At 69.5% G+C, this 21,517-nt stretch carries 15 protein-coding genes; 11 read left to right on the top strand and 4 right to left on the bottom strand.

Translation table 11 applies throughout. The features are described from left to right. Positions 1 to 293: 293 nt before the first annotated feature. The 8 genes from rpoB to tuf all read left to right on the top strand — a co-directional run bounded on the left by rpoB (position 294) and on the right by tuf (position 15,002). Entirely contained in the window at positions 294 to 3,776 is a 3,483-nt protein-coding gene (rpoB, locus tag ASE25_RS00965; protein ID WP_056822101.1) for a DNA-directed RNA polymerase subunit beta, read from the top strand. A gap of 121 nt (positions 3,777 to 3,897) precedes the next feature. Continuing rightward, complete coding sequence (locus ASE25_RS00960) at positions 3,898 to 7,794, top strand: DNA-directed RNA polymerase subunit beta' (protein ID WP_020143258.1); 3,897 nt, start codon at positions 3,898 to 3,900, stop codon at positions 7,792 to 7,794. Positions 7,795 to 8,001: 207 nt separating this feature from the next. Further along, positions 8,002 to 9,558 carry a D-alanyl-D-alanine carboxypeptidase/D-alanyl-D-alanine-endopeptidase gene (gene dacB, locus ASE25_RS00955; protein WP_082622625.1) on the top strand — a complete coding sequence of 519 codons (1,557 nt, stop codon included), beginning with the start codon at positions 8,002 to 8,004 and terminating at the stop codon, positions 9,556 to 9,558. Between the two features lie 34 nt (positions 9,559 to 9,592). Next, on the top strand, positions 9,593 to 10,222 hold the full coding sequence (locus tag ASE25_RS00950; protein ID WP_082619361.1) for a hypothetical protein: 630 nt from the start codon (positions 9,593 to 9,595) through the stop codon (positions 10,220 to 10,222). Between the two features lie 384 nt (positions 10,223 to 10,606). Beyond that, complete coding sequence (gene rpsL, locus ASE25_RS00945) at positions 10,607 to 10,981, top strand: 30S ribosomal protein S12 (protein WP_020143255.1); 375 nt, start codon at positions 10,607 to 10,609, stop codon at positions 10,979 to 10,981. Then, positions 10,981 to 11,451: a 30S ribosomal protein S7 gene (rpsG, locus tag ASE25_RS00940; RefSeq protein ID WP_020143254.1), complete on the top strand. Its 471-nt coding sequence runs from the start codon at positions 10,981 to 10,983 to the stop codon at positions 11,449 to 11,451. The genes rpsL and rpsG overlap by 1 nt, the downstream gene beginning before the upstream one ends. A gap of 132 nt (positions 11,452 to 11,583) precedes the next feature. Then, complete coding sequence (fusA, locus tag ASE25_RS00935) at positions 11,584 to 13,701, top strand: elongation factor G (RefSeq protein ID WP_056771105.1); 2,118 nt, start codon at positions 11,584 to 11,586, stop codon at positions 13,699 to 13,701. Positions 13,702 to 13,805: 104 nt separating this feature from the next. Further along, positions 13,806 to 15,002: an elongation factor Tu gene (tuf, locus tag ASE25_RS00930; protein WP_020143252.1), complete on the top strand. Its 1,197-nt coding sequence runs from the start codon at positions 13,806 to 13,808 to the stop codon at positions 15,000 to 15,002. A 267-nt stretch (positions 15,003 to 15,269) separates the two neighbouring features. Here the strand turns inward: tuf and ASE25_RS00925 are convergent, their stop codons facing one another. The 4 genes from ASE25_RS00925 to ASE25_RS00910 form a co-directional block, all read right to left on the bottom strand. Then, positions 15,270 to 16,100, bottom strand: a complete 831-nt coding sequence (locus tag ASE25_RS00925; protein WP_056822100.1) for a class I SAM-dependent methyltransferase — start codon at positions 16,098 to 16,100, stop codon at positions 15,270 to 15,272. Between the two features lie 62 nt (positions 16,101 to 16,162). Then, positions 16,163 to 16,654, bottom strand: a complete 492-nt coding sequence (locus ASE25_RS00920) for a hypothetical protein (RefSeq protein WP_056771099.1) — start codon at positions 16,652 to 16,654, stop codon at positions 16,163 to 16,165. Then, complete coding sequence (locus ASE25_RS00915) at positions 16,651 to 17,799, bottom strand: WXG100 family type VII secretion target (RefSeq protein WP_056822097.1); 1,149 nt, start codon at positions 17,797 to 17,799, stop codon at positions 16,651 to 16,653. The genes ASE25_RS00920 and ASE25_RS00915 overlap by 4 nt, the downstream gene beginning before the upstream one ends. Before the next feature lie 108 nt (positions 17,800 to 17,907). Further along, positions 17,908 to 18,657, bottom strand: a complete 750-nt coding sequence (locus ASE25_RS00910) for a DUF2785 domain-containing protein (RefSeq protein WP_056822094.1) — start codon at positions 18,655 to 18,657, stop codon at positions 17,908 to 17,910. Positions 18,658 to 18,838: 181 nt separating this feature from the next. On the opposite strand from ASE25_RS00910, the gene ASE25_RS00905 reads away from it, so the two are divergent. The 3 genes from ASE25_RS00905 (at position 18,839) to ASE25_RS00895 (ending at position 21,474) form a co-directional block, all read left to right on the top strand. Further along, positions 18,839 to 19,570 (top strand): hypothetical protein, encoded by a 732-nt coding sequence (locus ASE25_RS00905; protein ID WP_056822092.1) that lies wholly within the window; start codon positions 18,839 to 18,841, stop codon positions 19,568 to 19,570. A 73-nt stretch (positions 19,571 to 19,643) separates the two neighbouring features. Further along, positions 19,644 to 20,948 (top strand): M18 family aminopeptidase, encoded by a 1,305-nt coding sequence (locus ASE25_RS00900; protein ID WP_056822089.1) that lies wholly within the window; start codon positions 19,644 to 19,646, stop codon positions 20,946 to 20,948. Positions 20,949 to 21,075: 127 nt separating this feature from the next. Continuing rightward, on the top strand, positions 21,076 to 21,474 hold the full coding sequence (locus ASE25_RS00895; RefSeq protein WP_200958936.1) for a thiol-disulfide oxidoreductase DCC family protein: 399 nt from the start codon (positions 21,076 to 21,078) through the stop codon (positions 21,472 to 21,474). Positions 21,475 to 21,517: the final 43 nt, after the last annotated feature.

Below are 21,517 nucleotides of genomic sequence, written 5' to 3'. Positions count from 1 at the left end.
GTTCGCATCGCGAGCTCCCGGTCCGGGGGGCGTGGCAGGTCACGTCGAGGGCGCTCGGTCGTTCGAGACCGGGTGGGCACCTCGGGAGACGATCTCCGTCCCTTGACCCGGCTGGACACTCCTGCCCTTTACCGGTAGGCTAGGCCTTTGCGCTGCCCATGCCCACCCTTCGCGACCTCGGTCAGGCCCAACACCATGCCATCCGGCATCCGGTATGACCTCGGGACCCGCGAGCGGAGCCATGCGGCAACGCGGATCTGAAGATTCGAAAAAGGCCCGTGGAAGGACCCTCCTTGGCTGCCTCGCGTACTGCGACGAACATGTCCACCGCACAGACCCCTTCGGGACGTCTGTCCTTCGCGAAGATTCGCGAACCACTCGAGGTCCCCGACCTCCTGGCGCTTCAGACGGAGAGCTTCGACTGGCTGCTCGGCAACGAGCGCTGGCAGGCTCGCGTCGCCGCGGCCAAGGCCGAGGGACGCACCGACGTCCCGGACCGGTCCGGGCTCGAGGAGATCTTCGAGGAGATCTCCCCGATCGAGGACTTCAGCGGCTCGATGTCGCTGTCGTTCCGCGACCACCGCTTCGAGGAGACCCGCAAGACGATCGAGTCGTGCAAGGAGCGCGACCAGACGTACGACGCACCGCTCTTCGTCACCGCCGAGTTCATGAACGCCCAGACGGGTGAGATCAAGAGCCAGACGGTCTTCATGGGCGACTTCCCGCTCATGACCGAGCGCGGCACCTTCATCATCAACGGCACCGAGCGTGTCGTCGTCTCGCAGCTCGTCCGCAGCCCGGGCGTCTACTTCGAGCGCACGCCCGACAAGACGTCCGACAAGGACATCTACACGGCCAAGATCATCCCGAGCCGCGGCGCCTGGCTCGAGTTCGAGATCGACAAGCGCGACATGGTCGGCGTCCGCGTCGACCGCAAGCGCAAGCAGTCGGTCACCGTCCTCCTCAAGGCCCTCGGCTGGACCGAGGCCCAGATCCTCGAGGAGTTCGGCGAGTTCGAGTCGATGCGCCTCACCCTGGAGAAGGACCACACCCAGGGCCAGGACGACGCGCTGCTCGACATCTACCGCAAGCTGCGCCCGGGCGAGCCGCCGACCAAGGAGGCCGCGCAGACCCTGCTCGACAACCTCTACTTCAACGGCAAGCGCTACGACCTCGCCAAGGTCGGCCGCTACAAGGTGAACAAGAAGCTCGGTCTCGACGCCTCGATCAACGACTCGACCCTGTCGATCGACGACATCGTCAAGACGATCAAGTTCATCGTCACGCTGCACGACGGCCAGGACTCGATGAAGGGCGTCAAGAACGCCGAGGAGATCGACGTCCGCGTCGAGGTCGACGACATCGACCACTTCGGCAACCGTCGCCTCCGCTCCGTCGGCGAGCTCATCCAGAACCAGGTCCGCACGGGCCTGTCGCGCATGGAGCGTGTCGTCCGCGAGCGCATGACGACGCAGGACGTCGAGGCGATCACCCCGCAGACCCTGATCAACATCCGCCCCGTGGTGGCCTCGATCAAGGAGTTCTTCGGCACGTCGCAGCTCTCGCAGTTCATGGACCAGAACAACCCGCTCGCGGGTCTGACGCACAAGCGTCGCCTGTCCGCGCTCGGCCCGGGTGGTATCTCCCGTGACCGCGCCCAGATGGAGGTCCGTGACGTCCACCCGTCGCACTACGGCCGCATGTGCCCGATCGAGACGCCGGAAGGCCCGAACATCGGCCTCATCGGCTCGCTCGCGTCCTACGGTCGCATCAACGCGTTCGGCTTCATCGAGACGCCGTACCGCAAGGTCACCGGCGGTCACGTGACCGACGACGTCGACTACCTGTCCGCCGACGAGGAGGACCGCTACGTCGTCGCCCAGGCCAACGCGCCGCTCGACAAGCAGAACAACTTCACCGAGGACCGCGTGCTCGTGCGCACCAAGGGTGGAGAGGTCGAGCTCGTCCCCGGCGACGAGGTCGACTACATGGACGTGTCGCCGCGCCAGATGGTCTCGGCCGCGACCGCGATGATCCCGTTCCTCGAGCACGACGACGCCAACCGTGCCCTCATGGGCGCCAACATGCAGCGTCAGGCCGTCCCGCTCGTCAAGAGCGAGGCGCCCATCGTCGGTACCGGCATGGAGTTCCGCGCCGCCCTCGACTCGGGCGACGTCGTCCGTGCCGAGAAGGCCGGTGTCGTCCAGGAGGTGTCGGCTGACCTCGTCACCGTCGCCAACGACGACGGCACGTACCAGACGTACCGCATCGCCAAGTTCGCGCGCTCCAACCAGGGCACGAGCTACAACCAGGTCGTCGTCGTCAACGAGGGCGACCGTCTCGAGGCCGGTGGCGTCATCGCCGACGGTCCCGCGACCGAGGGTGGCGAGATGGCGCTCGGGCGCAACCTGCTCGTGGCGTTCATGTCGTGGGAGGGCCACAACTACGAGGACGCGATCATCCTCAGCCAGCGTCTCGTCCAGGACGACGTCCTCTCCTCGATCCACATCGAGGAGCACGAGGTCGACGCCCGCGACACGAAGCTCGGCCCCGAGGAGATCACCCGGGACATCCCGAACGTCTCCGAGGAGGTCCTCGCCGACCTCGACGAGCGCGGCATCATCCGCGTCGGCGCCGAGGTCCGTGACGGCGACCTGCTCGTCGGCAAGGTCACGCCCAAGGGCGAGACCGAGCTGACGCCGGAGGAGCGCCTGCTGCGCGCCATCTTCGGTGAGAAGGCCCGCGAGGTCCGCGACACGTCGCTCAAGGTGCCCCACGGCGAGACCGGCACGGTCATCGGCGTCAAGGAGTTCCGTGCCGACCTGGGCGACGACCTGCCGCCCGGCGTCAACCAGCTCGTCCGCGTCTACGTGGCCAACAAGCGCAAGATCACCGACGGTGACAAGCTCGCCGGCCGCCACGGCAACAAGGGTGTCATCTCCAAGATCCTCCCGGTCGAGGACATGCCCTTCCTCGAGGACGGCACGCCGGTCGACGTCGTGCTCAACCCGCACGGTGTTCCCCGTCGTATGAACCTCGGCCAGATCCTCGAGCTGCACCTCGGCTGGGCCGCCTCGCGCGGCTGGAAGATCGAGGGCAGCCCGGAGTGGGCCAAGGAGATCGCGCCCGACGCGCACGAGGCCCCTGCGGGCACGCGCGTGGCGACGCCGGTCTTCGACGGTGCCTCCGAGGACGTCGTCACGGGTCTGCTCGACTCGACGCTCAAGACGCGCGACGGGGTTCGCCTCATCGACGCCTCGGGCAAGACGCGCCTCTTCGACGGCCGCTCCGGCGAGCCGTTCCCGGAGCCCGTCGCGGTCGGCTACATGTACATCCTCAAGCTCCACCACCTCGTCGACGACAAGATCCACGCTCGTTCGACCGGTCCGTACTCGATGATCACCCAGCAGCCGCTCGGCGGTAAGGCCCAGTTCGGTGGCCAGCGCTTCGGTGAGATGGAGGTCTGGGCCCTCGAGGCGTACGGCGCCGCCTACACGCTCCAGGAGCTGCTGACGATCAAGTCGGACGACGTTCCCGGCCGCGTGAAGGTCTACGAGGCCATCGTCAAGGGCGAGAACATCCCCGACTCGGGCATCCCGGAGTCGTTCAAGGTCCTCCTCAAGGAGATGCAGTCCCTGTGTCTCAACGTCGAGGTCCTGAGCAGCGACGGCACCACGATCGAGATGAAGGAGTCCGACGAGGAGGTCTTCCGCGCGGCGGAGGAGCTCGGCATCGACCTGAGCCGGCGTGAGCCGTCCAGCGTCGAAGAGGTCTGAGAAGGCCACCTAACGACAAGCGGTGCGTATGCCGCTGGGCCCGCTCAGCGGCATACGCCCCCTCGTCAACGAACACCACTCAGACCAAAGACTTAACGAGAGTTACGAGAGAAGGAACCACGTGCTCGACGTCAACTTCTTCGACGAGCTGCGCATCGGCCTCGCCACCGCGGAATCCATCCGCCAGTGGAGCCACGGCGAGGTCAAGAAGCCCGAGACCATCAACTACCGCACGCTCAAGCCCGAGAAGGAGGGCCTGTTCTGCGAGCGCATCTTCGGCCCCACCCGGGACTGGGAGTGCAACTGCGGCAAGTACAAGCGTGTCCGCTTCAAGGGCATCATCTGTGAGCGCTGTGGCGTCGAGGTCACGCGCGCCAAGGTGCGCCGTGAGCGGATGGGCCACATCGAGCTCGCCGCCCCCGTCACCCACATCTGGTACTTCAAGGGTGTCCCGAGCCGCCTCGGCTACCTGCTCGACCTGGCCCCGAAGGACCTCGAGAAGGTCATCTACTTCGCGGCCTACATGATCACGTCCGTCGACGAGGACCAGCGTCACGCTGACCTGCCCTCGCTCGAGGCGCAGATCCAGGTCGAGAAGAAGGAGATCGAGAACCGCCGCGACGCCGACGTCGAGTCGCGCGCGCAGCTGCTCGAGCGCAACGTCGCCGAGCTCGAGGCCGAGGGTGCCAAGGCCGACGCGAAGCGCAAGGTCCGCGACCAGGCCGAGCGCGAGATGAACAACATCCGCAAGCGTGCCGACCAGCAGGTCGAGCGCCTCGAGCAGGTCTGGGACCGCTTCAAGAACCTCAAGGTCCAGGACCTCGAGGGCGACGAGATCCTCTACCGCGAGATGCGTGACCGCTTCGGTCTGTACTTCGAGGGCGGCATGGGCGCCGCGGCGATCCAGAAGCGCCTCGAGTCCTTCGACCTCGACGCCGAGGCGGACCTCCTCCAGGAGATCATCGCCACCGGCAAGGGCCAGAAGAAGACCCGCGCGATCAAGCGGCTCAAGGTCGTCAACGCCTTCCAGATGACGACGAACCACCCGTCGGGCATGGTCCTCGACGCGATCCCGGTCATCCCCCCGGACCTGCGCCCGATGGTGCAGCTCGACGGTGGCCGCTTCGCGACCTCGGACCTCAACGACCTCTACCGTCGCGTCATCAACCGCAACAACCGCCTGAAGCGCCTGCTCGACCTCGGTGCCCCCGAGATCATCGTCAACAACGAGAAGCGCATGCTCCAGGAGGCCGTCGACAGCCTCTTCGACAACGGCCGTCGTGGTCGCCCGGTCACGGGCCCCGGCAACCGTCCGCTCAAGTCGCTGTCCGACATGCTCAAGGGCAAGCAGGGTCGATTCCGCCAGAACCTTCTCGGCAAGCGCGTCGACTACTCCGGCCGTTCCGTCATCGTCGTCGGCCCGCAGCTGAAGCTGCACCAGTGCGGTCTGCCCAAGCAGATGGCGCTCGAGCTCTTCAAGCCGTTCGTGATGAAGCGTCTGGTCGACCTCGACCACGCGCAGAACATCAAGTCGGCCAAGCGCATGGTCGAGCGTGCTCGCCCGGTCGTGTGGGACGTCCTCGAAGAGGTCATCACGGAGCACCCGGTGCTGCTCAACCGCGCACCCACGCTGCACCGTCTCGGTATCCAGGCGTTCGAGCCGCAGCTCGTCGAGGGCAAGGCCATCCAGATCCACCCGCTCGTCTGCTCGGCCTTCAACGCCGACTTCGACGGTGACCAGATGGCCGTCCACGTGCCGCTGTCGGCAGAGGCGCAGGCCGAGGCCCGCATCCTCATGCTGTCGAGCAACAACATCCTCAAGCCGGCTGACGGTCGCCCCGTCACCATGCCGACCCAGGACATGATCACCGGCATCTACCACCTGACCGACGCGGTCGACGGTGGCGGCATCGGTGCGGGTCGCGCGTTCTCGTCCCCCTCGGAGGCCCGCATGGCCTTCGACCGTGGCGAGATCCTGCTCGGCTCGGCGATCAAGCTGCGCCTGACGGACGCGGTGCCCCCGGCCGGCTTCGAGCTGCCCGAGGGTGTCGAGGCCGGCGAGGACGGCATCGTCAAGAGCATCACGCTCGAGACGACGCTCGGCCGCGCGATCTTCAACGACACGCTGCCGCTCGACTACCCGTTCGAGAACCGCCCGGTGGACCGCAAGCGCCTCTCGGCGATCGTCAACGACCTCGCGGAGCGCTACTCCAAGGTCCAGGTCGCCGCGTCCCTCGACGCCCTGAAGGAGGCCGGCTTCCACTGGTCCACCCGCTCGGGCTGCACCGTCGCCATCTCCGACGTCACGACGCCGGACAACAAGACGGCGATCCTCGAGGGCTACGAGACGAAGGCCGCCAAGGTCCAGACGCAGTACGAGCGCGGTCTCATCACCGACGACGAGCGTCGTCAGGAGCTCGTCGAGATCTGGACGCAGGCGTCCAACCAGGTCGCCAAGGAGATGGAGACCAACTTCCCGCGCACGAACCCCATCTACCGGATGGTGTCCTCGGGTGCTGGTGGTAACTGGTTCCAGATCCGTCAGATCGCCGGTATGCGTGGCCTCATGGCCAACCCGAAGGGCGAGATCATCCCGCGCCCGATCAAGGCGAACTTCCGTGAGGGCCTCACGGTGCTCGAGTTCTTCATCTCGACGCACGGTGCCCGTAAGGGTCTGGCCGACACGGCTCTTCGTACCGCCGACTCGGGTTACCTCACGCGTCGTCTCGTCGACGTGTCGCAGGACGTCATCATCCGTGAGGACGACTGTGGCACCGAGCGCGGCCTCAAGCTGCCGATCGCCCAGGTCAACGAGACCACGGGCACTCGGTCGCCGAGCGAGGTCGTCGAGGCCTCGGTCTACGCCCGCACGCTGGCCGAGGACGTCGTCGTCGACGGCGAGACGCTCGCCGTGGCCGGCATCGACCTCGGTGACGTCGTCATCGACGCGCTCTACGCGGCGGGTGTCGACGAGGTCCGGATCCGTTCGGTCCTCACCTGCGACAGCAAGGTCGGCACGTGTGCGGCCTGCTACGGCCGGTCGCTCGCGACGGGCAAGCTCGTCGACATCGGCGAGGCCGTCGGCATCATCGCGGCCCAGTCGATCGGTGAGCCCGGCACGCAGCTGACGATGCGTACCTTCCACACCGGTGGTGCGGCCGCGGCCGACGACATCACCCAGGGTCTGCCGCGTGTCGTCGAGCTCTTCGAGGCGCGGACGCCCAAGGGTGTCGCCCCGATCGCCGAGGCCACCGGCCGCGTCGAGATCGAGGACACCGACAAGGCGCGTCGCGTCCTGCTCACGCCGGACGACGGCTCCGAGCAGCACGCCTACCCGGTGAGCAAGCGTTCGCGCCTGCTCGTCGGCGACGGTGACCACGTGACCGTGGGTGACAAGCTCGTCCAGGGCGCGATCGACCCCAAGCAGGTCCTTCGCATCCTCGGCCCGCGTGCCGCCCAGAAGCACCTCGTCGACGAGGTGCAGCGGGTCTACCGTCAGCAGGGTGTGTCGATCCACGACAAGCACATCGAGGTCATCGTCCGACAGATGCTGCGTCGCGTGACGATCATCGAGGCCGGCGACGCCGACCTGCTGCCCGGCGAGCTCGCCGAGCGTGGTCGCTTCGAGGAGGAGAACCGCAAGGTCATGGCCGAGGGTGGGCGTCCGGCTGCCGGTCGTCCCGAGCTCATGGGCATCACCAAGGCCTCGCTCGCGACCGAGTCGTGGCTGTCGGCCGCGTCCTTCCAGGAGACGACCCGCGTGCTCACGCAGGCCGCCATGGAGGCCAAGTCCGACCCGCTGCTCGGCCTCAAGGAGAACGTCATCCTCGGAAAGCTCATCCCTGCCGGCACGGGTCTGCCCCGCTACCGGAACGTCAAGGTCGAGCCCACCGAGGAAGCCAAGGCCGCGATGTACTCGCTGCCGAACTACGACGCCTACGACTACGCAGGCTTCGGTTCGGGCACCGGCGAGGCCATCCGTCTCGACGACGAGGCTCTCGGTCTCGACCAGTTCTGACCGGTCCCGTCCGCCGCGCGAGCGGCGGACGACGACCACCACGTATGCCGCTGGGCCGGCTCCCCGACCGGGGAGCCGGCCCTCGGCGTATCCGGGACGGGCGGTTGGTTTCAGCGCGCCGGAAACGGACAAATCGGACTAGTCTCTCGGGCGAGGTGAGAGTCCGGCGGCGCCAGGGCCGGCCGGCGACACCCTCGGGAGGTCGTCATGTTCGGAGCTCCTCGTTCGCTCAAGGTCGTCCGCGGCTCAACCGGTCCGCGTCGGGCGGTGCGCTGGCCGTTCCTCCTCGCGGTGGTCATGCTCGCCGTGGCCGCGCTCGTGGCGACGGCCCCACCGGGTTCCGGCGCCACTGTCTACTCAGCGCGCGACGCCGCCCTGCGCCGCGAGGTGGGCCGGCTCATGACCGACCCGAGCGTGACGGCCTCGACGGCGCACGTCGGAGTCGTGGTGGCCGACGCCTCCACGCGTACGCCGGTCTACGTCCGCTACGCCAACACCCCGCTCGCGCCGGCGTCGACGCAGAAGACGTTCACCGCCGCGGCGGCGATGTACACCCTCGGCAGCGGCTACCGCTGGCGCACCGACGTCTACGCCCCGTCGGCGCCGAACGGGGGAGTGGTCTCACGGCTCTACCTCAAGGGCAGCGGCGACCCGACGCTGCTCGAGCGCGACCTGACGTCGCTGGCGAGCTCACTGCGGGCCAAGGGGGTCACGCGGGTCACGGGTAACGTCGTCGGCGACGCGTCCGCCTTCGACGAGGTGCGTTACAACCCCTACTGGTCGACGTCGTACGCGTCGAGCTACTACGCCGCGCAGGTGTCGGCCCTGACGCTGGCACCCGACACCGACTACGACGCCGGCACCGTCATCGTCACCGCGACGCCCGGCACGAGCACCGCGAGCGCGCCGCGGCTCACCGTGACGCCGGCGTCCGCGGCCTCCCACGTGCGCCTGGTCAACAGGTCGCGCACCTCCGCCACCGGGTCCGCGACCACGATCTCGGTCGCCCGAACGGCAGGCACCAACACGCTGACCGTCACCGGCCAGGTGCCGCTCGAGCACTCGGCGGCCAAGAAGTGGGTCACCGTCGACGACCCCGCCCTCATGACCGCGCGTGCCCTGCGCGCGCGGCTGGTGGCCGCTGGCATCCGGGTCGACGGGACCGCCGTGCGTGGGAGGACGCCGGTCGGTCAGGCGCTGCTGGCACGGCACGCGTCGATGACCCTGGGGCAGCTGCTCGTGCCGTTCCTCAAGCTGAGCAACAACGGTCATGCCGAGGCCATCACGAAGACCCTCGGGGCCCGGTCGGGGCGCCCGGGCAGCTGGGCCGACGGCACGAAGGCGCTGCGCGACTACGCCGCTCGCATCGGGATCCCCATCGCGGGCCTGCGGTTCGTCGACGGCTCGGGACTCGCCCGGGCCGACCGCCTGACCCCCAACCAGCTCGCGAGCCTCCTCGACAAGGTCCAGCGCACGTCGTGGTGGCCCGCCTTCCGTGCCGCGCTGCCGGTCGCGGGGGCCGACCCGGTCCGATGGACCGGCGGGACCCTGGCGAGCCGCATGCGGGGAACCGCGGCTGCGGGCAACCTGCGCGCCAAGAACGGGAGCCTGACCGGCGTCACGTCTCTCGCGGGCTACGTCACGGGCGCTGACGGCCGCCGCTACGTCTTCGTCATGATGAGCAACTACTCCGCCACCTCGCCGCGACCGGTCGAGGACCGTCTCGGCGTGCTGCTCGCGCGCTGGCGCATGACCAACCGCTGAGCCGCGAGACCTGCTGCCTCGGTAGGGTGGTCGCATGACCGAGCCCACGGCCGACGTGCCGAACGCGCCCGAGACCGCCGAGCCCGCGGCGACCGAGCCCACCACCGACGCGCCTGGTGTCGAGTCTGCCGCGGAGCCCGCTGCCGGGCCGGCCGACCGTCGCACGGACGAGAGCGACAGCGGTCCCGCACCGACGATCATCGTGCTCACCGAGGAGGCGCTCAAGCCCGTCGACGTCGACAAGATCATCGGGCTGCACGAGGACGACGCGCCGACCTACCGGGTCCTCGTGCCCGCCGACACGGAGCGCAACCTGCTCAGCTCCTTCCTCAACCACCTCAGCCTCTTCGAGATGCGTGAGGCGCTCGACTCGCTGCGGCCCGTGGACCGGAGCGAGGCCCACACCGATGCCGACACCGCGCTGTCGACGACGCTGGCCGAGTTCGGGGGCCACGACGTCGTCGCGACCGGCGAGATCACCGCCGACGACCCCATGCCGACGCTCGTCGAGGAGGTGGCCCGCCTCGGCGCCCTCGAGGTCGTCGTCGTCACCGAGCCGCACGCCGTCGAGGACACCTTCCACACCGACTGGGCCTCCCGGGCCCGGGAGGCCCTCGGCGTGCCCGTGCTGCACATGTACGCCGGTGACTGGCGTCTGGGCTGACCGGGCGCGTCGGTGCCGTGCCGAGGTGCGCGCCGGACGGCATACCGCATCGGCCCCGTGGGGGCCGGTCTAACCGATTTGGTCGGCGTGCCGCGCCCCGGTACGCTTGAACACTGTGTCTGAGGCACGTACTCAGGCACGCGCGATGACGGCCTCGGTGCCCTGTCCGCCCGCTCACCGCGGGACGTGACATCACTGCGGTCCAGAGCACACCTTTCGCCGGGCAACCCTTCCCACCGACGGCCTCCCGGCCGTCGTGAAGCAGGGGAGTGCAGGGGGAAGTACCGGTTCCGACACGCCCGACCTCGGGGGTCGAGGGGCCGAACAGTCAAGGAGCCGCCCGCCAGGGCGACTGACCACGAGCAACGTTATGGAGTAACCAGGTTGCCTACCATCAACCAGCTGGTCCGCAAGGGCCGCCAGGACAAGGCCAGCAAGGCCAAGACCCCGGCGCTCAAGGGTTCGCCCCAGCGCCGCGGTGTGTGCACCCGCGTGTACACCACCACCCCCAAGAAGCCGAACTCTGCCCTCCGCAAGGTCGCCCGCGTGCGCCTCAGCTCGGGCATCGAGGTCACGGCCTACATCCCCGGCGTCGGCCACAACCTGCAGGAGCACTCGATCGTGCTCGTGCGTGGTGGTCGTGTGAAGGACCTCCCGGGTGTGCGTTACAAGATCGTCCGCGGCACGCTCGACACCCAGGGTGTCAAGAACCGCAAGCAGGCTCGTAGCCGTTACGGCGCGAAGAAGGAGAAGAGCTGATGCCTCGTAAGGGACCCGCTCCGAAGCGCCCGCTCGTCGTCGACCCGGTCTACCAGAGCCCGCTCGTCACGCAGCTCGTCAACAAGATCCTCCTCGACGGCAAGAAGTCGATCGCCGAGATGATCGTCTACGGCGCCCTCGAGGGTGCTCGCCAGAAGACCGGCACCGACCCCGTCGCCACGCTCAAGCGTGCGCTCGACAACGTCAAGCCGGCCATGGAGGTCAAGAGCCGTCGCGTCGGTGGCGCGACCTACCAGGTGCCGATCGAGGTCAAGCCGAACCGCTCGACCACGCTCGCCCTGCGCTGGCTCGTCGGCTACTCGCGGCAGCGTCGCGAGAAGACGATGACCGAGCGCCTCATGAACGAGATCCTCGACGCGAGCAACGGCCTCGGTGCCGCTGTCAAGCGCCGCGAGGACACGCACAAGATGGCCGAGTCCAACAAGGCCTTCGCGCACTACCGCTGGTGACCCAGCGGTCCGGTCGGTATGCCGGGGAGCTCGCTCCACGGCATACCGCCGGGCACGCGCCGCCCCGTCACATGACGGGGCCCACGGCGCCCACGATTTTCACTCCACGACGAATGAGACGAGAAACCTGACGTGGCACTCGACGTCCTGACGGACCTCAACAAGGTCCGCAACATCGGCATCATGGCGCACATCGACGCTGGCAAGACCACGGTGACGGAGCGCATCCTCTTCTACACCGGTGTCAACCACAAGATCGGTGAGACCCACGACGGTGCGTCGACGACCGACTGGATGGAGCAGGAGAAGGAGCGCGGCATCACGATCACGTCTGCCGCCGTGACCTCCTTCTGGGAGGGCACCCAGATCAACATCATCGACACCCCCGGACACGTGGACTTCACGGTCGAGGTCGAGCGCTCGCTGCGCGTCCTCGACGGTGCCGTCGCCGTGTTCGACGGCAAGGAGGGTGTCGAGCCGCAGTCCGAGACGGTGTGGCGTCAGGCCGACAAGTACGATGTGCCGCGCATCTGCTTCGTCAACAAGATGGACAAGCTCGGCGCCGACTTCTACTTCACCGTGGCGACCATCAAGGACCGCCTCGGTGCGGAGCCGCTCGTCATGCAGCTGCCGATCGGTGCCGAGAACGACTTCCTCGGTGTCATCGACCTCGTCTACATGCGTGCCCTCGTGTGGCCCGGCGACGCCAAGGGCGACGTGACCATGGGTGCCAAGTACGAGATCGCCGAGATCCCTGCCGACCTCCAGGCGAAGGCCGAGGAGTACCGCATGGCCCTCGTCGAACGCGTCGCCGAGTCCGACGACGAGCTCATGGAGAAGTACCTCGGTGGCGAGGAGCTGACCCCCGAGGAGCTCAAGGCCGGCATCCGCAAGCTCACGGTCAACTCCGAGCTCTACCCGGTCTTCTGTGGCTCCGCGTTCAAGAACCGCGGCGTCCAGCCGATGCTCGACGCCGTCGTCGACTACCTCCCGTCGCCGCTCGACGTGCCGCCGATGATCGGTCACAAGCCGGGCGACGAGGCCGTCGAGCTGACCCGTGCGCCGTCCACCGAGGAGCCCTTCTCCGCGCTGGCGTTCAAGGTCGCGACGCACCCGTTCTTCGGCACGCTGACCTTCATCCGCGTCTACTCGGGCCACATCAGCTCGGGCACGAGCGTCATCAACTCGACCAAGGGCCGCAAGGAGCGCATCGGGAAGCTCTTCCAGATGCACGCCAACAAGGAGAACCCCGTGGAGGAGGCCCTCGCCGGCCACATCTACGCGGCCATCGGCCTCAAGGACACGACGACCGGCGACACGCTGTCGGACATCAACGAGCAGATCGTGCTCGAGTCGATGACCTTCCCGGACCCCGTCATCCAGGTCGCCATCGAGCCCAAGACCAAGGGCGACCAGGAGAAGCTCGGCACGGCCATCCAGAAGCTCTCGGCCGAGGACCCGACCTTCCAGGTCCACCACGACGAGGACACCGGCCAGACGATCATCGCCGGCATGGGCGAGCTGCACCTCGACATCCTCGTGGACCGCATGAAGCGCGAGTTCAAGGTCGAGGCCAACGTCGGCAAGCCGCAGGTGGCCTACCGCGAGACGATCCGCCGCGCCGTGCTCAAGTACGACTACACGCACAAGAAGCAGACCGGTGGCTCGGGTCAGTTCGCCAAGGTCCAGGTCAGCTTCGAGCCCCTGGGCGAGACCGAGGACGGCTCGATGTACGAGTTCGTCAACGGTGTCACCGGTGGTCGCGTCCCGCGTGAGTACATCCCGTCGGTCGACGCCGGTATCCAGGACGCCATGCAGTACGGCGTGCTCGCCGGGTACCCCCTCGTGGGCATCAAGGCGACCCTGAACGACGGCGCCTACCACGACGTCGACTCCTCGGAGATGGCGTTCAAGATCGCCGGCTCGATGGTCCTCAAGGAGGCCATCAGGCAGGCGGACCCCGTCCTGCTCGAGCCGATGATGGCCGTCGAGGTCCGTACGCCCGAGGACTACATGGGCGACGTCATCGGTGACATCAACTCCCGCCGTGGCCAGATCCAGGGCATGGAGGACATCAGTGGCGCCAAGGTCGTCAAGGGCCTCGTCCCGCTGTCCGAGATGTTCGGCTACGTCGGCGACCTGCGCTCCAAGACGCAGGGCCGCGCGAGCTTCTCCATGGAGTTCGACTCCTACGCAGAGGTCCCCAAGGCCGTTGCCGAGGAGATCATCAAGAAGACCCGCGGGGAGTGACTGCGGGACATCCCGTAGTCTCTTCCATCGGAAACCACCCCAACAGCGCCACGTCCTGCCCTGGTCGTACGGCGTAACACGAGATAGTCCTGAGGAGGACCACAGTGGCGAAGGCAAAGTTCGAGCGGACCAAGCCGCACGTCAACATCGGCACCATCGGTCACATTGACCACGGCAAGACGACGCTGACGGCTGCGATTTCCAAGGTTCTGCACGACAAGTACCCCGACCTGAACCCCCAGTTCGCGTTCGAGGACATCGACAAGGCTCCCGAGGAGCGCCAGCGCGGTATCACGATCTCGATCGCGCACATCGAGTACCAGACGGAGGGTCGTCACTACGCCCACGTCGACTGCCCGGGCCACGCTGACTACGTGAAGAACATGATCACGGGTGCGGCTCAGATGGACGGCGCGATCCTCGTGGTCGCCGCCACCGACGGCCCCATGCCGCAGACGAAGGAGCACGTCCTCCTGGCCCGCCAGGTCGGCGTCCCCTACATCGTCGTGGCGCTCAACAAGGCCGACATGGTCGACGACGAGGAGATCCTCGAGCTCGTCGAGATGGAGGTCCGTGAGCTCCTGTCGCAGTACGAGTTCCCGGGCGACGACCTCCCGGTCGTGCAGGTCTCGGCGCTCAAGGCGCTCGAGGGCGACGAGAAGTGGGGCCAGTCGGTCCTCGACCTCATGGACGCCGTCGACAACTCCATCCCGGAGCCCGAGCGCGACGTCGACAAGCCGTTCCTCATGCCCGTCGAGGACGTCTTCACGATCACTGGTCGTGGCACCGTCGTCACCGGTCGTATCGAGCGCGGCATCCTCAAGGTCAACGAGGAGATCGAGATCGTCGGCATCCACACCGGTCCGCCGGCCAAGACGACCGTCACGGGCGTCGAGATGTTCCGCAAGCTCCTCGACGAGGGTCGCGCCGGTGAGAACGTCGGTCTGCTCCTTCGTGGCACGAAGCGCGAGGACGTCGAGCGCGGGCAGGTCATCTGCAAGCCCGGCTCGATCACCCCGCACACGGACTTCGAGGCTCAGGTCTACATCCTCTCGAAGGACGAGGGCGGCCGTCACACGCCGTTCTACGACAACTACCGTCCGCAGTTCTACTTCCGTACGACGGACGTGACGGGTGTCGTGCACCTGCCCGAGGGCACCGAGATGGTCATGCCCGGCGACAACACCGACATGACGGTCGAGCTCATCCAGCCGATCGCCATGGAGGACGGCCTCAAGTTCGCCATCCGTGAGGGTGGCCGCACGGTCGGCGCCGGTCGCGTCACCAAGATCATCAAGTGATCTGACGCAGCACCAGCTTCACCTGCAGTTCCGGTAGGGCCCGTTCCGCTTCGGCGGAGCGGGCCCTACCGCTGTCCCGAGGGCACGCGGTCGTGGAACGCCCGACGGCCCGAGCGGCGTGGAGCGTCGGCGGCCGCTACCAGCGTCACTGCGCTTTCGGATGCCGTCGGCCGCCGCCGATGCCGCTCGCGCCGTCGAGCGTCCCGCTCCTCGGTTCCGTATGCCGCGGGCACCCTCGGGCGCGCACGGCTGCCTCTCGCTCGGGGGTCAGGGTCTGGTGGCGGTGGTGTAGCGGACCTGTTGGGTGAGGTGCAGCTGGTCGTCGTCGCCCCGGTCCGCTTCCAGGGCGGTTGCGATCAGGGCCATGGCGTCCGGGAGCTCGCTGTCGGGGACGGAGGCCCAGAACTGGCGCATGCCGAGCGTCATCGTCCAGGCGCGCCAGGCGGCGGCGTCCGGGAGGGCGACGTCGAGCGGCTCGTCGTGGCAGTCGACGTCGGTGGCTCCTGCGGACTCGAGGAGCGCGGTCACCGAGTCCGTGGTGGCGAAGGGGCCGGTCCGACCGGTGGTGCGGGCGTCGAGCACCTGGGGCGGCGCATACGCCATGAGCACGGCCTCGGCGGCCGTCCAGGCAGGGTCGGTGGGACCGAAGGTCGACAGGCCGAGACGACCGCCGGGGCGCAGGAGGGCGATCCAGCCGCCGAGGGTCTCGGCGGGCTGGGGGTCGAAGAAGAGCACGAGAGACGCGGTGACGACGTCGAAGGTGTCGGGCGGCATCGTGTCCGGGGTGGCCTCACCCGTCCGGGTGTCGAGGGTGCTGACCGCTCGGGTCTCGGCCTCGGTGCGCAGCTGGTCGAGCATCGCGGCGGAGAGGTCGACCGCGGTGACGTGGCCGGTTGGCCCGACGGCGTCGACGAGCGGGAAGGTCGCGGCTCCGCGACCCGCGCCGACGTCGAGGGCGCGGTCACCGGGGCGGGGCGAGGTCAGCTCGACGAGGCGGGCACCGATGGGCCCGAACCACGGCACGCCGCTGCGGTCGTAGCCGGGAGCGAGCTGGTCGAAGAGCGCGGCGACGCCGGCGCGGCGTTCGGAGGGGTCCATGGCCCGATGGTCCTCCTAGCGGGGGCCGGCCGGCAGGTTGCGCGGCCGCCGATCCGGAGGAGCTACTGGCCGAGGGCGACGAGGACGACGGTGTCGGAGTCGGCGGCGAGGTAGGCCTTGGCGCGGAAGGATCCCTGGGCGAAGAGCGCGTCGAGCGAGGTAGAGCGGAGCAGCTGACCCGACGGCAGGGCGGAGCGGACGCCGTCCTCGACGTCGGGGGTCTCCGTGGTGGGCTCCGGTGAGGCTGCGCGGAGGGTGGTCGCCGTCTCGGGAGTGACCTCGACGACGGCGTCGATCCAGTACGTCGACGGTCCCGGTGCGTCGCCGCCGAGGGTCCCCGACATCCACGTCGCGGAAACCGGCGTGCCGAGCGCGCTGAAGCGCCTGGTCAGCGGCTCGAGGTCGGTGCGCACGTCTCCGGTGCCGGTCTTGGTCGCGCTGCTCACGGTGCTCCTCGTGCGGTCGGTGGCGGGGGTGGGGTCGGTGCTGCACCCCGCGGTGACGGTGACGGTCAGGGCGGCCGCGAGCGCGGCCAGGGCGGGGCGGGTCCTCATCGGCTGCTCCCTCGTTCGTCGGCTCGGTCCTCCCGACCCAGGCCCGGGGTGCGCTCGACATCCCCCGGTCCCACGTCGATGCTCGGCGGCGGCGAGCCGACCGGCCACGTGATCGTACGCGTGACGTCGCCGCTCGACGGGAAGGGCTTGGCCCAGCCGATCTCGGTGAAACGCCCGTTCTCGTTGTCGCCGGCGCCGCTCGCGATGTCGGACTGGTCGGGGTTGAAGTTGTAGTGGTCCTCGGCGTGCACGGTGACCTGCATCGAGACCTGGCCGTTCAGGGCGGTGACGTCGGCGCTGCTCCACTGCTGGTAGCCGCCGATCGTCTTCTGCCAGTTCTCGGTCGTCGGGTAGGCGGTCGCCGGGTGGGCGCCCCCGGTGATGCTGAAGTGCGAGTTGCCGTTGCGGACCATCTCGTCGACGGCCGCGGCGGTGCGGGCGACCTCCGAGTTGACGTTGGCCGCGATCGACGGGTCCTCCTGGTAGCCCTCCTCGTAGTCGAACCGCATCGGCTCGCCGTTGTTGTCCCAGTAGTGGGCATACATCGCCGTCGCGTCGTCGAGGTCCGACTTGACGATGCGGCCACCCTCGAGCTTCGCCATCCACTCGAGCTTGGCGATGTGGTCGTGCCAGTTCGAGTCCTTGGAGTCGTACTCGAACCCCTCGTCCCACTCGATGTCGGGCTTCGTCGGCTCACCGAAGTCGTAGCCGTCGACGGGGCCACCCGTGCCCGTCGTGGCAGGTGGCGGAGGAGAGGACGGGGTGGGCGCGGGTCCCGGCGACGGTGAGGGCGTGGGACCGAACGACATCGGGACGCCGGCGCCGAAGGGAACTGCACCTGCGGTGCCGCCGGATCCGCTTGTCCCACCGGCGTTCCCGCTGGTACCGCGCTGCTTCGCGGCGTTCTCGCGCAGCTTCGCGCCGAGGCCGTGCAGGGCGCGCTCCAGTGCGTCGATGCTGGGGGCGGACGACCGCCAGTCTCCACGGAAGGAGTCGAAGTCCCTTCCGCCCCAAGCGGTTCCGAGCGCGCCGAACGCGTGGTCGACGGCGTTGCGTACCGCCCGGCACTCGCCCGCGAAGCGGTCGAGCTCGCCGGCGCTGCGATCGAGGACGTCAGGATCGGCGCCCTTCTTGTACACGACCACGGCTGATGCCCTCCCCGAGCTGTCGGCGTCCGTGGCGACCGAGGCGTGGCCGCTCCCCAAACCCTAGGCACGGTGGGCCGGCTCGGCCAATGGGGAGCTCTCCCCGTCTCAGGCGGTCCGCGGCCGCCAGAACCACGGCGTCACATCGGCCAGGAGCGAGGCGATCTCGCGTCGGACCGGCTCCCCGTGCGGCACGGCGACCGGCTCACCGTCCCGGAGCACCTGCTCATCGAGGGCCACGTGCAGCGAGCGCAGCGTCCGCATCGTGTTGCTCGCCTCGGCGGGCACCGGGCCCGGAGATCCCGCCGCGAACATCGCGCGGGAGTGACCGAGCCACCCGATGGCCGTGGCCTCGTCGACGTCGTCGCGGGTCAGCACGAGGGCGATCGCGCAGGCGAGCCGATCGTCCTCCTGGTCGCGCCACACGGACGTCGTCGGTGCGACGAGCCGAAGACCCAGGGCGTCGAGCAGGGCCGCGGGGTCGCCGACACCGGCGGCGCCACACGCCCCGAAGAAGTCGGCGCCGTGCGCGACGGCGTGCACCCACCCGAGGACGGGGTCGTGCCCCCGGAGGTCCTGCTCGGAGACGTACCACCGGGTGACGTCCTCGACCCAGCCCTGCTCGAAGTCGCCGGCGGAGACGAGCGCGGCGAGGACGAGCGGCGCGAAGGCGCGCGCCTCCACCCGTGAGTGGTCGAGCCGCTCGAGCATCTCCACGGCGAGCCACGAGCGGTCGTCCGAGCCGAGGGCGCCCTCCTGCACGAGGCGCGCCAGGGCGGCATACGCCCTGTCGTCCCGCACCGCGGGGTCGGGGGAGGCCAGGTCGTCGACGAGGGAACGCAGCGTGGTCTGGGGCATGCGGGCGATCCTGCCACTCGCCCCCACGGCGTGGCCGCGGCGACGTTCGTTGCCGCCGGTGCGCCGATGCCGTATGACTGGCCGCATGGTCTCGACAGGGGAGAGGGTGTCGGCGCGCCGCACCCGCCGTCCGGCAGGTGGCAGGGGATCCGGCCGTGGGAGAGGGAGCCGGTGGGCCTCGGTGCTCGGCGTCGTGCTGGCGCTCTCCGTGTCCGGGTGCGCCAAGGACGGCGGCTCCGCCTTCACCCTGCCTCAGGCGGGATCGCCAGCAGGTCCGTCGACCGGTGACCTGACGTCCCGGGCACCGACCGACCCGGGCCCGACCACCCCTTCGCCCGCCACGCCGGCCGCGACCGTGGCCACGGCGACGTCGGACCCTGCCGCGCCGGTGGTCGTCGCGGGTCGCGTTATGGCTCGGAGGGCGGGCCTGTCCTTCGAGGTGCCGGACGGGTGGCAGGCCATCGACCCGTCGTCCGCCACTCGCGCCGGAGCCTCCGTGCTGCCGGACTCGTTCCGGACGCTCGCCGAGCAGTCCGGGATGACCGCGGACGAGTTCATGAGGCGGGTCGGCACCGCCATCGACGTCATGGTCATGGGCCGCCCGCGCCACGGGTTCGCCGACAACGTGTCCGTCATCCCGACACCCGGCACCCGTCTGCCGAGTGCCGCCGACCTGCGCTCCCAGCTGGAGCTGGCCGGCGCCTCCGTCGACCGCGTCGACCGCACGACGACGGCGGTCGGCGAGGCCCTCGTCGCGAAGTCGCGGGTGCCCCTCGCGACGATGATCGTCGCGAGCCGGTCCCTCGCCGTCCAGCTGGACGGGCACGTCACCTACATCACCGTCTCGGCCTCCGACTGGGATGCCGCCGACGCCATCGCCGACGGCATCCTGCGGACCCTGCGCCGCGCCTGACCCCGCGCGCCCCCTCCGGCCCGGCCCGGCCCGACCCGAGCCGCCGGCCGACCGGCGGATAGGGTCGGGAGCCATGGCGCACTCGTTCGACACCGACACCGAAGCCCAGGGCCTCATCGACTACGTCGACGCCGCACCGACGCCGTTCCACGCGTGCGAGCAGGCGGCGGCGCGGCTCGTCGCGGAGGGCTTCACCGAGGTCGTCGAGACCGAGCCGTGGCCCACCGAGCCGGGCCGGCGCTACCTCGTGCGGGGCGGGTCGCTCATCGCCTGGGACACCACGGGCGCGCACGGGGACGGGGCCGGTCCCGCGGCGGGCTTCCGCGTCGTCGGGGCCCACACCGACAGCCCCAACCTGCGCGTCAAGCCCAACCCCGACCACGCGCGCGCCGGCTGGCAGATGCTCGGCATCGAGCCCTACGGCGGCCTCATCCTCAGCTCGTGGCTGGACCGCGACCTCGGACTCGCCGGCCGGGTGGCCGTGCGCGGCGCCGACGGCGTCGAGTCGCGGACGTTCCACGGGCGGGACGCGCTGCTGCGCGTCGCGCAGCTCGCCATCCACCTCGACCGCACCCAGAACGAGGCGCTCACCCTCAACAAGCAGGCCCACATGGAGCCGCTCTGGGGCGTCGGCGACGAGCCCGGCGACTTCGTCGGCTACCTCGCCGAGCAGGTCGGGGTCGACCGCGAGGACGTGCTGTCGTGGGACGTCATGACCCACCCGGTCCAGCCGTCCACCCGCCTCGGTCGGGCGCGGGAGCTCATCGCGGCCCCGCGCCTCGACAACCTCGCGACGTCGTATGCCGGTGTGCGGGCGCTGCTCGACGCCGTGGCCACCGAGCCCGCCCACGTGCCGGTCCTCGTGCTCTTCGACCACGAGGAGATCGGCAGCACGTCCGAGCGCGGCGCCACCTCGACGCTGCTGCCCTCGGTGCTCGAACGCATCGTCACGGCCGGCGGCGGCACCCGCGACGACTACTGGCGCGCCCTGGCAGCGACGGTCATCGCGTCCGGCGACATGGGCCACGCCACCCACCCCAACTACGCCGACCGCCACGAGCCGATGCACCAGATCCGCGTCAACGGCGGACCCGTGCTCAAGGTCAACACCAACCTGCGCTACGCGACCGACTCGGTCGGTGCGGCGGCGTTCCGCCTCGCCTGCGAGCAGGCCGGCGTCCCCATGCAGACCTTCGTGACCCGCAGCGACCTGCCGTGCGGGTCGACGGTCGGGCCGGTGACGTCGTCCCTGACGGGCGCGACGACCGTCGACTTCGGGGCGGCGGCCCTGTCGATGCACAGCACGCGCGAGCTCATGGGGGCCGAGGACCCGGCGATGTATGCCGGAGCGCTGAGCGCGTTCCTCGCCCCCGCCTGAGCACGCGGCGGGGGAGTCGCAGCACGCTCCCGCGGGACGGTCCGTGGCCACCCGGGCGCGACGGCATACGTCCTCGGCCGGGGTGGCTCCGTGCGGACCTGCTGCTGCGGGGTGCGATGATCACGGCGTGGAGAGCACGCTCGTCGTGCCGGACCGGCCGACCCTCGTCTACGACGCCGACTGCGGGTTCTGCACGCGCAGCGTGCGGTTCATCGAGCGATGGGTCGACCGGCGCCAGCGCTACGACGTGCGTCCCTGGCAGTCGCTCGACCTCGCCGCAGTGGGACTCACCGCGCAGGACTGTGACGAGGCGGCCCAGTTCATCACCGCCGACGGCCGCGTCCTGTCGGGTCACCGCGCGATCGCGAGCGCCGCGACCCACGGCGCCCCGGCCTGGCGACCTGCCGGCCACCTCCTCATGGCGCCGGGGATCTCGTGGGTGGCCGCCAAGGCCTACCGCTGGGTGGCCGCGCACCGGCACCAGCTGCCGGGTGGCACCGCCGCGTGCGCCCGCCCTGCCGCCTGACGACGCGCCACGTGCACGGCCCTGCAGTGACGGCCCGGCTCGA

This window comes from Terrabacter sp. Root85, assembly GCF_001429185.1.
Lineage (GTDB): Bacteria > Actinomycetota > Actinomycetes > Actinomycetales > Dermatophilaceae > Terrabacter.
Note: the sequence above shows the minus strand (reverse complement) of the source record. Positions and strands in the feature narration are given on the sequence as shown.

Coding starts and splice junctions, on each gene's coding strand:
- ASE25_RS00920 (WP_056771099.1), bottom strand. CDS start 16,654: ATGAGGACCCGCCCCGCCCTGGCCGCGCTCGCGGCCGCCCTGACCGTC.
- ASE25_RS00950 (WP_082619361.1), top strand. CDS start 9,593: ATGACCGAGCCCACGGCCGACGTGCCGAACGCGCCCGAGACCGCCGAG.
- ASE25_RS00925 (WP_056822100.1), bottom strand. CDS start 16,100: ATGGACCCCTCCGAACGCCGCGCCGGCGTCGCCGCGCTCTTCGACCAG.
- ASE25_RS00910 (WP_056822094.1), bottom strand. CDS start 18,657: ATGCCCCAGACCACGCTGCGTTCCCTCGTCGACGACCTGGCCTCCCCC.
- dacB (WP_082622625.1), top strand. CDS start 8,002: ATGTTCGGAGCTCCTCGTTCGCTCAAGGTCGTCCGCGGCTCAACCGGT.
- rpsG (WP_020143254.1), top strand. CDS start 10,981: ATGCCTCGTAAGGGACCCGCTCCGAAGCGCCCGCTCGTCGTCGACCCG.
- ASE25_RS00900 (WP_056822089.1), top strand. CDS start 19,644: ATGGCGCACTCGTTCGACACCGACACCGAAGCCCAGGGCCTCATCGAC.